Origin of the sequence: Spirillospora sp. NPDC046719 (genome assembly GCF_040645715.1) — a bacterium.
Classification (GTDB): Bacteria; Actinomycetota; Actinomycetes; order Streptosporangiales; family Streptosporangiaceae; genus Spirillospora.
Map to the genome: position 1 here is coordinate 16,461 of NZ_JBEYYT010000089.1, position 11,243 is coordinate 27,703.

General features: G+C 73.0%; 9 protein-coding genes. 4 read left to right on the forward strand and 5 right to left on the reverse strand.

The annotated features are described in order from the left end of the window. The first annotated feature begins 40 nt into the window (after window positions 1–40). A complete protein-coding gene (locus ABZ914_RS17585) occupies window positions 41–1,192 on the forward strand; it encodes an acyl-CoA dehydrogenase family protein (protein ID WP_387020679.1) in 1,152 nt (383 codons plus the stop codon). Window positions 1,193–1,221: 29 nt separating this feature from the next. Here the strand turns inward: ABZ914_RS17585 and glpK (ABZ914_RS17590) are convergent, their stop codons facing one another. Further along, a complete protein-coding gene (glpK, locus tag ABZ914_RS17590) occupies window positions 1,222–2,748 on the reverse strand; it encodes a glycerol kinase GlpK (RefSeq protein WP_500194021.1) in 1,527 nt (508 codons plus the stop codon). A 153-nt stretch (window positions 2,749–2,901) separates the two neighbouring features. Continuing rightward, complete coding sequence (locus ABZ914_RS17595) at window positions 2,902–3,669, reverse strand: IclR family transcriptional regulator (RefSeq protein WP_151594760.1); 768 nt, start codon at window positions 3,667–3,669, stop codon at window positions 2,902–2,904. Between the two features lie 249 nt (window positions 3,670–3,918). Here ABZ914_RS17595 and ABZ914_RS17600 point away from each other — a divergent pair, with 249 nt between their 5' ends. The 3 genes from ABZ914_RS17600 (at window position 3,919) to ABZ914_RS17610 (ending at window position 8,069) form a co-directional block, all read left to right on the forward strand. Further along, complete coding sequence (locus tag ABZ914_RS17600; RefSeq protein WP_190858510.1) at window positions 3,919–4,743, forward strand: MIP/aquaporin family protein; 825 nt, start codon at window positions 3,919–3,921, stop codon at window positions 4,741–4,743. Window positions 4,744–4,791: 48 nt separating this feature from the next. Next, the gene (gene glpK, locus ABZ914_RS17605) at window positions 4,792–6,309 is read left to right on the forward strand and encodes a glycerol kinase GlpK (RefSeq protein WP_500194024.1); all 1,518 of its coding nucleotides are present in this window, start codon (window positions 4,792–4,794) and stop codon (window positions 6,307–6,309) included. A gap of 95 nt (window positions 6,310–6,404) precedes the next feature. Continuing rightward, window positions 6,405–8,069 (forward strand): glycerol-3-phosphate dehydrogenase/oxidase, encoded by a 1,665-nt coding sequence (locus tag ABZ914_RS17610; protein ID WP_500194025.1) that lies wholly within the window; start codon window positions 6,405–6,407, stop codon window positions 8,067–8,069. A gap of 10 nt (window positions 8,070–8,079) precedes the next feature. Here ABZ914_RS17610 and ABZ914_RS17615 read toward each other — a convergent pair whose 3' ends face one another. The 3 genes from ABZ914_RS17615 to ABZ914_RS17625 form a co-directional block, all read right to left on the reverse strand. Then, window positions 8,080–8,892: an HTD2 family dehydratase gene (locus tag ABZ914_RS17615; protein WP_500194027.1), complete on the reverse strand. Its 813-nt coding sequence runs from the start codon at window positions 8,890–8,892 to the stop codon at window positions 8,080–8,082. Window positions 8,893–8,994: 102 nt separating this feature from the next. Beyond that, entirely contained in the window at window positions 8,995–9,981 is a 987-nt protein-coding gene (locus ABZ914_RS17620; RefSeq protein ID WP_500194029.1) for an SDR family NAD(P)-dependent oxidoreductase, read from the reverse strand. A 34-nt stretch (window positions 9,982–10,015) separates the two neighbouring features. Then, the gene (locus ABZ914_RS17625) at window positions 10,016–11,188 is read right to left on the reverse strand and encodes an NADH:flavin oxidoreductase (protein WP_500194030.1); all 1,173 of its coding nucleotides are present in this window, start codon (window positions 11,186–11,188) and stop codon (window positions 10,016–10,018) included. Window positions 11,189–11,243 lie beyond the last annotated feature (55 nt).

Consider the following 11,243-nt stretch of genomic DNA (forward strand, 5'->3'; position numbering starts at 1 on the left):
AGGCGCCGGCCGGTGCCGGGGCCGGAGGAGGGCGGCAGCCGTGTTCACGCTGAGCGACGAGGAGCGCGCCATCGTCGAGGTCGTCGCGGACTTCGTCGACCGGGAGGTCCGGCCGGTGGCCCGCGACCTCGAGCACGCGAACGCCTACCCCGAGCACCTGATCGCCCGAATGAAGGAGCTGGGCGTCTACGGGCTCGCCGTGCCCGAACCGTACGGCGAGGTCTCGGTCTCCAAGGCCTGCTACGCCCTCGTCACCGAGGAGTTGGCGCGCGGCTGGATGTCGCTCGCGGGGGCGTTCGGCGGGCACACGGTCGTCTCGCACCTGCTCGCGGTCTTCGGCACCGAGGAGCAGAAGCGCCGGTATCTGCCCCGGATGGCGACCGGTGAGCTGCGCGCCACGATGGCGCTGACCGAACCGTCCGGCGGCTCCGACCTGCAGGCGATGACCACGACCGCGCGCCGCGAGGGCGACCGCTACGTGATCGACGGCGCGAAGATGTGGATCACGAACGCGCGGACGTCCGGCCTGATCGCGCTGCTGTGCAAGACCGACCCGGACGCCCGGCCCCGGCACCGCGGCATCAGCGTCCTGCTCGTCGAGAAGGGGCCGGGCCTGACGGTCTCCCGCGACCTGCCGAAGCTCGGCTACAAGGGCGTGGAGAGCTGCGAGCTGTCGTTCGACGGCTGCGAGGCGCCGCTGGACGCGGTGCTCGGCGGCGAGGAGGGCCGCGGGTTCGCGCAGATGATGCGCGGTCTGGAGGTCGGCCGGATCCAGGTCGCGGCGCGCGCGCTCGGCGTGGCCCGGGCCGCGCTGGAGGACTCCGTCCGCTACGCCCAGGAGCGCGAGGCGTTCGGCAAGCCGATCTGGAAGCACCAGTCGGTCGGCAACTACCTCGCCGACATGGCCACCGAGCTGCGCGCGGCGCGGCTGCTCACCCTGGACGCCGCCGGACGGCTGGACGCCGGCGAGCGCTGCGACATGGAGGCGGGCATGGCCAAGCTCTACGCCTCCGAGGCGGCGATGCGGATCGCCCTCAACGCCGTCCGCATCCACGGCGCGGCGGGCTACTCCACCGAGTTCGACATCGAGCGCTACTTCCGGGACGCCCCGCTGATGATCGTCGGCGAGGGGACCAACGAGATCCAGCGCAACGTGATCGTCAAGCAGCTGGTCGAGCGGAACCGCGTCTGACGCGGCGCGGAGGGCGCGGCCCAGGCCGGTCAGGGCCCCTCGCCGGGCTCCTCGCCGGCCCGGATCCAGTCGAAGGTGCGCTCCACGGCGCGCTTCCAGTTGTCGTACTCGTGGTCGCGGCGGCTCGACTCCATGGCGGGGACCCAGCGGGCCGCGCGGTGCCAGTTCCGCCGCAGCCCCTCCAGGCCCGCCCAGTAGCCGACGGCCAGCCCGGCGGCGTACGCGGCGCCGAGCGAGACGGTCTCGACCACCATCGGCCGCGCCACCGGCACGTTCAGCATGTCGGCGACCATCTGCATCAGCAGGTTGTCGGAGGTCATGCCGCCGTCGGCCTTCAGCTCCCGGAGGCTGAGCCCGGAGTCCCGGTTCATCGCGTCCACGACCTCGCGGGTCTGCCAGCCGGTCGCCTCCAGCACCGCCCGCGCCAGGTGGCCCTTGGTGATGTAGGAGGTCAGGCCGACGATGATGCCGCGGGCCTCGCTCCGCCAGTGCGGGGCGAACAGCCCGGAGAACGCCGGCACGATGTAGCAGCCGCCGTTGTCGCTCACGGTGCGGGCGAGCGTCTCGATCTCCGGCGCGGTGGTGATCAGCCCGAGCCCGTCGCGGAACCACTGGACGAGCGCGCCGGTGATCGCGATCGAGCCCTCCAGCGCGTACACCGCCGGCTCGTCGCCGATCTTGTAGCCGACGGTGGTGAGCAGCCCGTTCTCCGACCGCACCGGCTTGGTCCCGGTGTTCATCAGCAGGAACGCGCCGGTCCCGTAGGTGCACTTGGTCTCGCCGGGCGCGAAGCACGTCTGGCCGAACAGCGCGGCCTGCTGGTCGCCGAGCGCGGCGCCGACCCGCACCCCGGGGAACACCCGGCGGGCCGTCCCGTAGGTCTCGGTGGACGACCTGATCTCCGGCAGCATCGCCCGCGGCACCCCGAAGAACGCCAGCAGGTCGTCGTCCCAGGACAGCGTGTGCAGGTCCATCAGCAGGGTGCGGCTGGCGTTGGTGACGTCGGTGACGTGCACGCCGCCGTCGACGCCGCCGCTGAGGTTCCAGATCAGCCAGCTCTCCATGGTGCCGAACAGCACCTCGCCGCGCTCGGCGCGCTCGCGCAGGCCGGGCGTGTGGTCGAGCAGCCAGCGGATGCGCGGCGCGGAGAAGTAGGTGGCGAGCGGCAGCCCGCTGCGCTCGGTGACGATCGCGGCGCCGGGCGCGCGGCCCAGTTCGTCGACCAGCGGGCCGGTCCGCATGTCCTGCCAGACGATGGCGCGGCCGATCGGGGCGCCGGTGAGCCGGTCCCAGAGCACGGTGGTCTCGCGCTGGTTGGCGATGCCGACGGCGGCGACCTGGTTCGCGGTGACGCCCGCCTGGGCGAGCGCCTCCGGCGCGATCCGCTCCAGGTTGCGCCAGATCTCCATGGGGTCGTGCTCGACCCAGCCGGGCTTCGGGAAGTGCTGCCGGTGCTCGCGCTGCGCCACCGACACGAGCCGGCCGCCGTGGTCGAACAGGATGCACCGGGTCGAGGTGGTGCCCTGGTCGATCGACATCACGTAGCGTTCGGTCACGTTGCGCCCTCTCCCCCGCCGTGCCCCTTCCCCGTCCGCCGGTCCCGCCGCGTCTCCCGATCCCGCCACGTCCCCCGGTCCGGCCGCGTCTCCCGGTCCCGCCGCCCGCCGGTGCGGGCGGCCGCTCGTCCGGTCACCCGCGGTCTCCGCGCGTCACCATCGCGAGCCGCCGAGGTCCCGTGAGACGGCGCGGGCCGCGTCCCGCACGAACGCCACCAGCCGGGGTTCGGGGACGCGGCCGGTGTCGCAGATCCGCTCGACCGCGCCGGAGATGCCGATGGCCCCGACGACGAGTCCCCCGTACCCGCGGATCGGTGCGGCGATGCCCGCCTCGCCGATGGACAGCTCCTCGACCTCGGCCGCCCAGCCGTTCTCGCGGACCCGGGTGGCGGCCCGTGCGAGCAGGCGCGGATCGGTGATCGTCCGGCGGCAGTAGGACTCCAGCTCGGTGTCGCGGATGGACGCCGCCGCGTTGGCGTCGTGCGCCAGCAGCGCCTTGCCGAGGGCGGTCGCGTGCAGCGGCAGCAGCGACCCGACGTCCAGCGCCTGGAGGGTGTCGTCGGGCCGGAAGACGTGGTGGACGACCAGCACCTTCCCGTCGAGCAGGGTGCCGATCCGGACGGCCTCGCCGCTGCGCGAGGCCAGCGCGTCCGCCCAGTTGATCGCCCGGGAGCGCAGCTCGTTGACGTCCAGGTAGCTGGTGCCGAGGTGGAGCAGGGCGGCGCCGAGCTGGTACTTTCCGGTGCCGCCGTCCTGCTCGACGAAGCCGACCCGCTCCAGGGTGCGCAGGATGCCGTGCGCGGTGCCGCGTGCGAGCCCGAGCGAGCTGGCGATCTCACCGACCCCGAGCCGGCCGGAGCTGGCGGCGAGCAGCCGCAGGATCGCGGCGGCCCGCTCGATCGACTGCACAGGTCCGGGCATGAACCCGATGCTAGTTCTCGGGCCAGGGTGCCGACAATGTCGGCACCTGTCGTCATCACCGCCGTTCCCGTCCCGAACTGCCCGGATTCTGTGATCTGGTGCACAGGGGGGAGGGTAACCGGCGCCGGGCGGCGGGGAAAGTGTTCGACATTGTCGGCAGCCTTCCGTTGTTTCCGGGTCATCCGCGTCCTACGTTCTGGCCAGCCTCATGAGGCTTCGCGTCCACCCCCGCAGCCGAGGAGCACAGACATGGCGGAACGCCGGAAATTCCCACCGCTCGCCGGGGAGCTCGCCGCCGAGTTCGCCGGAACCATGATCCTGATCCTGTTCGGAGTCGGCGTCGTGGCGCAGGTCGCCGGCGCCGGCATCGGCGACCACGACAGCATCGCCTGGGCCTGGGGGCTCGGCGTCACGCTCGGCGTCTACGTCGCCGCGCGGATCAGCGGCGCCCACCTCAACCCCGCGGTCACGTTCGCGCTGGCCACGTTCAAGGAGTTCTCGTGGCGGAAGGTGGCGCCCTACATCGCCGCCCAGACCGCCGGGGCGTTCATCGCGGCGCTGATCGTCCGGTGGAACTACAGCGAGATCCTGGCCAAGGTCGACCCCGGCCACACCATCAAGACCCAGGGCGTCTTCTCGACGCTGCCGGGCAACGGGACCCTGCCCGTCGGCACCTGGGGCGCGTTCCGCGACCAGGTCATCGGCACCGCCATCCTGCTGTTCGTCATCAAGGCGCTGACCGACGCGCGGAACTCGCCGCCGCTGGCCAACCTCGGCCCCTTCCTGATCGGGCTGCTGGTCGTGGCGATCGGGATGGCGTTCGGCTCGGACGCCGGCTACGCGATCAACCCGGCGCGCGACTTCGGGCCCCGGCTCGCGCAGTTCATCACCGGCTACGGCGGCGCCTGGAAGGACCAGCACGGGGACCTGTACTTCTGGGTCCCGATCGTCGCCCCGCTCATCGGCGGCGTGCTCGGCGCCGGCCTGTACAAGCTGCTGATCGGCTGGTTCCTGCCGTCCGACGGCACCGAGCCGGACGTCGCCAAGCCCGAGCCCGAGTACGAGGCCGCGTGAGCGGCGCGACCCCCTGTCCGCAGGTCCTTCCCACTGGAGATTCCGCACATGGCTGACTTCGTCGGAGCGCTCGACCAGGGCACCACGAGCACCCGGTTCATGATCTTCGATCACGGCGGCAACGAGATCGCCCGCCACCAGCTCGAGCACGAGCAGATCCTGCCGCAGGCCGGCTGGGTCGAGCACAACCCCACCGAGATCTGGGAGCGCACCCGCGCGGTCGTCCAGAGCACGCTGAACAAGGCGAACCTGAGCCACACCGACCTCGCGGCGTTCGGCATCACCAACCAGCGCGAGACGACGCTGGTGTGGGACCGCCGCACCGGGCGGCCCTACTTCAACGCGATCGTCTGGCAGGACACCCGCACCGACCGCATCGCCTCGGCGCTGGAGCGGGAGGGCAAGGGCGACGTCATCCGCCGCAAGGCCGGGCTGCCGCCCGCGACGTACTTCTCCGGCGGCAAGATCCAGTGGATCCTGGAGAACGTCGACGGGGTTCGGGAGGCGGCCGAGCGGGGCGACGCGATCTTCGGGACGACCGACAGCTGGGTGCTGTGGAACCTGACCGGCGGGCCGGACGGCGGCGTGCACGTCACCGACGTCACCAACGCCAGCCGCACCATGCTGATGGATCTGGAGACCCTCGACTGGGACGACGAGCTGCTGTCGTTCTTCGGCATCCCGCGCGCGATGCTCCCGGAGATCAGGCCGTCGTCGACGTCCGAGGCCTACGGGCTGACCCGACCGGACGGTCCTCTCGGCGGCGAGGTCCCGCTGACGGCGGCCCTCGGCGACCAGCAGGCCGCGACGGTCGGCCAGGTGTGCTTCTCGCCCGGCGAGGCCAAGAACACCTACGGCACCGGCAACTTCCTGCTGCTCAACACGGGCAACGAGCTGGTGCGGTCGAAGAACGGGCTGCTGACCACGGTCTGCTACCAGTTCGGGGGCCAAAAGCCGGTGTACGCGCTGGAAGGGTCGATCGCGGTCACCGGGTCGGCGGTGCAGTGGCTGCGCGACCAGCTCGGCATCATCTCCGGCGCCGCGCAGAGCGAGGCGCTCGCCCGGCAGGTCGAGGACAACGGCGGCGTGTACTTCGTCCCCGCGTTCTCCGGCCTGTTCGCCCCCTACTGGCGGTCGGACGCGCGCGGCGCCATCGTCGGGCTCTCGCGCTTCAACACCAACGCCCACCTGGCCCGCGCCACCCTCGAATCGATCTGCTACCAGTCGCGGGACGTCGTGGAGGCCATGCGCGAGGACTCCGGCGTCGCCCTCGACACGCTCAAGGTCGACGGCGGGATCACCGCCAACGAGCTGTGCATGCAGATGCAGGCCGACATCCTCGGCGTCCCGGTGTCGCGCCCGGTCGTCGCCGAGACCACCGCCCTCGGCGCCGCCTACGCCGCCGGCCTCGCCGTCGGCTTCTGGAACACCACCGACGAGCTGCGCCAGAACTGGAACGAGGACAAGCGCTGGCTGCCCACCTGGGACGACGAGCAGCGCGAGAAGGGCTACGCCGGCTGGAAGAAGGCCGTCAGCCGAACCCTCGACTGGGTCGACGTCGACTAGACCCGGCCGGGACACCGCGCGCGGCGGGGCCGGGACACCGGCGCCGGCCCCGCCCGCACCATCCTGAACCGATCACCCCTCATCGGGAGCATGCAGTGACATCCGTAGCCCTCGGCCCTCGGTACCGCGAGGACACCCTGCGCGCACTGGCCGAGAACGAGTTCGACGTCCTGGTCGTCGGCGGCGGCATCGTCGGCGCCGGCGCCGCGCTCGACGCGATCTCCCGGGGCCTGACCGTCGCCCTGGTGGAGGCCCGCGACTGGGCGGCCGGCACCTCCAGCCGCTCCAGCAAGCTGATCCACGGCGGGCTCCGCTACCTGGAGCAGCGCGACTTCGGTCTGGTCCGCGAGGCGCTGCGGGAGCGCGCCCTGCTGCTGCACCGGCTCGCGCCGCACCTGGTGCGGCCCGTCCAGTTCCTGTACCCCCTGCGCAACCGGGTGTGGGAGCGGGCGTACGTTAGCGCCGGCGTGACGCTCTACGACACGATGGGCGGCGCCCGGTCGCTGCCCCGGCACCGGCAGCTCACCCGGCGCGGCGCGCTGCGGGAGGCGCCAGCCCTGCGCGCGGACGCGCTCGTCGGCGCGATCCAGTACTACGACGCGCAGGTGGACGACGCCCGCTACACGATGATGGTGGCCCGCACCGCCGCCCAGTACGGCGCGAGGGTCGCCACGCGCACCGAGGTGACCGGCTTCCTGCGCGAGGGCGAGCGGGTCACCGGCGCGCACGTCGTGGACCTGGAGGGCGGGCGGGAGATCACCGTCCGCGCCCGCCGGGTCGTCTGCGCGACGGGCGTGTGGACGGACGGCGCGCAGGCGATGACGGGGGCGCGGGCGACGTTCGCGGTGCGCGCGTCCAAGGGCGTCCACCTGGTGGTGCCGCGCGACCGGATCCCGATGGGCACGGGGCTGATCACCCGGACCGAGCGCAGCGTGCTGTTCATCATCCCGTGGGGCCGGCACTGGCTGGTCGGCACGACCGACACCCCGCACGACGACGGCCCGGACGAGCCGGTCGCCGACCACACCGACATCGGCTACCTGCTGGAGCGGGCGAACGCGGTGCTGCGCACGCCGCTGACCATGGACGATGTCGAGGGCGTGTACGCGGGGCTGCGGCCGCTGCTGTCCGGCGAGATGGACGACACGGCGCGGCTGTCCCGCGAGCACGCCGTCGCCGAGCCGGTGCCGGGGCTGGTCGTGGTCACGGGCGGCAAGTTCACCACCTACCGGGTCATGGCGCGCGACGCGGTCGACGTGGTCGCCGAGGGCCTGGACGAGTCGGTGCCCGCGTCGGTCACCGGGCGGCTGCCGATCCTCGGCGCGGTCGGCTTCGAGGTGCTGTGGAACGAGCGGCGCCGGCTCGCCGCCCGCTCCGGGCTGCACGTCGCGCGGATCGAGCACCTGCTGCGCCGGTACGGGTCGTGCGCGCAGGACGTCCTCGACCTGGTCGCCGCCGAACCGGAGCTCGGCGCGCCGATCCCCGGCGCGGAGGACTACCTGTGCGCCGAGGCCGTCTACGCGGTGACGCACGAGGGCGCCCTGCACCTTGAGGACGTCCTCGCGCGGCGGCTGCGCGTGTCGATCGAGGAGTGGGACGGCGGCCTCGCCGCGGCGGCGCACGTCGCCGACCTCCTCGCGCCCCGGCTGGGCTGGAGCCGCGAGGACGCCGCCGACGAGGTCAAGCGGTACGTCCTGCAGATCAGGGCGGAGCGCCGCGACGGGCCGGCCGTCGTGGAGCCGCCCGTGACGGCCGCCTAGGCGGCGTCCTTCAGGCGGTGGAGAACGTCGCCGTCATGGCGGTGACGCCGCCGGGCGCCTCGATCGACAGCTCGCCGTCCGGCGAGCCGGCCGCGACGAAGGGCTGCCGCGCGTAGACGGGCCTGCGGGCGCGGAACGACAGATCGTTCACCCTCAGGCCCGCCCGGCGCGGCAGTTCGAGGCACAGGATCGCCAGCAGCGGCCCGTGCACGACGAGCCCGCCATGCCCCTCGACCTCGGTCGCGTAGGTCTCGTCGTAGTGGATGCGGTGGGCGTTGTAGGTGAGCGCGCTGAACCGGAACAGCAGGACCGGGTCGGCGGTCACCGGCAGCGTCCACGGCGCCTTCGTGTCCGGCGCGTCGAAGGACACCTCCGGCGGGCGGGACGCCGCGTCGCCGCTGCGGTAGACGAGGTCCTGCTCCTCGACGGCGATCTCCGCGCCGGCCCGCAGGAACGTGTGGCGGACGGTCACGAACAGCATCTCGCCGCTGCGTCCCTGCTTGACCGCCGTGGAGGCCAGCTCGGTACGGCGCGTGACGGTGTCGCCGACGCGCAGCGGCTCGCGCACGCGGAACCGGCCGCCGGCGAACATGCGCCGCCGGTCGGGGATCGGCGGCAGGAAGTGCCCGCCGAGCGGATGACCGTCGGGGCCGAGCTCGCGCTGCGCGGGCCGTTCGAGGAAGTGCAGCCAGTGCCACAGCGGCGGCAGCTCCTCCCCCGGCGGCTCGACGTCCAGCACTCCCGCCAGCGCGGCCGACGGCGCCGCGCCGATCGTCTCGGCCGCCTCGACCGGTTCCGGCGACCAGCCGCCCACGTCGATCATCGCCACACCCCTCGGCCGTCGGTCGTTCCCCAGGGATTATGCCGACGGGCGGGATCGGCGCCGGGCCCGGCCCCGCCCGGACGGCCGGCGCGCCGGCGGCGCCTACTCCGCGAACGCGTCGACGCCGGTCAGCTCGGCCGAGTACGCCCACAGCCGCGCGGCCTCGTCCGGGTCGATCGCGTAAGGACGGACGCCCACGGGCGCGGGCGCGCCCGCCTTCCGGCCGCGCACCTCGGGCACGTCGGCCGGGGTGGGCTCGGCGATGTCGCAGTCGATGCAGTAGACGCCGCCCATCCCGTCCAGCCGCGGGGACGTCGCCGCCCACACCGCGGTCGCGGCGCCCTGCTCCGGGGTCTTGAAGCCCTGGGCGATCTCGTTGCCCTCCTCGTCGATCCACCCGTAGGCGATCTTGTCCTCCTTCGGGATGTGCCGCTGCAGCGGCGTGAGGATGCTGCCCGGGTGGAGGGAGAACGCGCGCACGTCGTCCTTCGCCAGGGCGTCCAGGTGCACGGCGAACAGCACGTTGGCGGTCTTCGCCTGCCCGTACGCCTCCCACCGGTCGTAGCCGCGCGTGAAGTGCGGGTCGTCCCAGCGCATCCGGGAGAAGTGGTGCCCCTGCGAGGAGACGGCGACGACGCGGGCGCCGGCCCTGACCGCCGGCCACAGCCGGTTCACCAGCGCGTAGTGGCCGAGGTGGTTGGTGGCGAACTGCGCCTCCCAGCCCGGCCCGACCCGGGTCTCCGGGCACGCCATGACCGCCGCGTTGCCGATGATCATGTCGATGCCGCGGCCGGACTCCAGGAAGCGGTCGGCGAAGCCGCGCACGCTCTCCAGGTCGGCGAGGTCCAGCTCGTCCACCTCGACGCCGCCGACGTCCCCGAGCGCCTCCTTCGCGACCGCCGGGCGCCGCGCCGGCACCACGACGTGCGCGCCGGCCTCTGCCAGAGCGCGGGTCGTCTCCAGGCCGAGCCCGGAGTAGCCGCCGGTCACCACGGCCAGCCTCCCGGACAGGTCGATGCCCGCCAGGACCTCGCGCGCCGTGCTCTCGAACCCGAACCCCGAATCGATCCCGTGCTGCGGAGTGATCATGCACCGTACGGTACGAGTTAGAGCGCGCTCCAGGTCAAGCCGGGCCCTCCGCGGGGATCTCGGGGCAGTGCGTGCCGGTGTAGATCGTCGGCATGCAGCGGTTGCAGTGGATGCACAGCGACCGCGTCGAGGGGTCCTCCGCGATCCTGTTCACGAGGTCGGGCTCGCGCAGCAGCGCGCGTCCCATCGCGACGAACTGGAAGCCCTCCGCCATCGCCCTGTCCATCGTCTCGCGGTTGGTGACGCCGCCGAGCAGGATCAGCGGCAGGTCCAGCTCGGCGCGGAACCGGCGGGCGTGTTCGAGGAGGAACGCCTCCTGATACGGGTAGGCGCGCAGGAACCTCGTGCCGGACATCCGGATGCCCGCCCGCAGCGGCTGCTTGAAGTTGGCGGCGAACTCGCGGACCGGCGCCTCGCCGCGGAACAGGTACATCGGGTTCAGCAGGGAGCTGCCCGCCGTCAGCTCCAGCGCGTCGACGGTGCCCTCCTCCTGCAGCCAGCGCGCCACCTGCAGGCTGTCGTCGACCTCCAGCCCGCCCGGCACGCCGTCCCGCATGTTGATCTTCGCGGTGACGGCGATCCGGTCGCGGACCTCCTCGCGCACCGCCCGGGCGATGCCGAGCGCGACCTTGGCGCGGTTCTCGATCGGCCCGCCGTAGGCGTCGTCGCGCTTGTTCAGCCGCGGGCTGAGGAACGAGCTGGCCAGGTAGTTGTGCCCGAAGTGGATCTCGACGGCGTCGAAGCCCGCCTCGATCGCCAGCCGCGCCGCGGCGGCGTGGTCGCGGGTGACCCGCTCGATGTCCTCGGCGGTCGCCGCCTTGGTGAAGCGCATCCCGAGCGGGTTGAAGAACCGCCCGGCCGACAGTCCCCGCATCCCGTTGGAGCTCGCGTCGGCGACCGGCCCGGCGTGCCCGATCTGCGCGGACGCGGCCGCGCCCTCGGCGTGCACGGCGTCGGTGAGGCGCCGCAGCCCGGGAACGGCCTCGGGACGCATGTGGATCTGCCGCCGCTCGGTGCGGCCCTCGGGCGCGACCGCGCAGTAGGCGACGGTCGTCATCGCCACTCCCCCGGCGGCGGGCCGCCGGTGGTACTCGATCAGGTCGTCGGTGACGAGAGCGTCCGGCGTCATGCCCTCGAAGGTGGCGGCCTTGATGACCCGGTTCCGCAGGGTGACGGGCCCGAGCTTCGCGCTCTCGAAGACGTCCACAACGACCTCCGATCGAGGAGTTTCCCGTGCTCGGCCACGGCTGACGGGCAGGCCC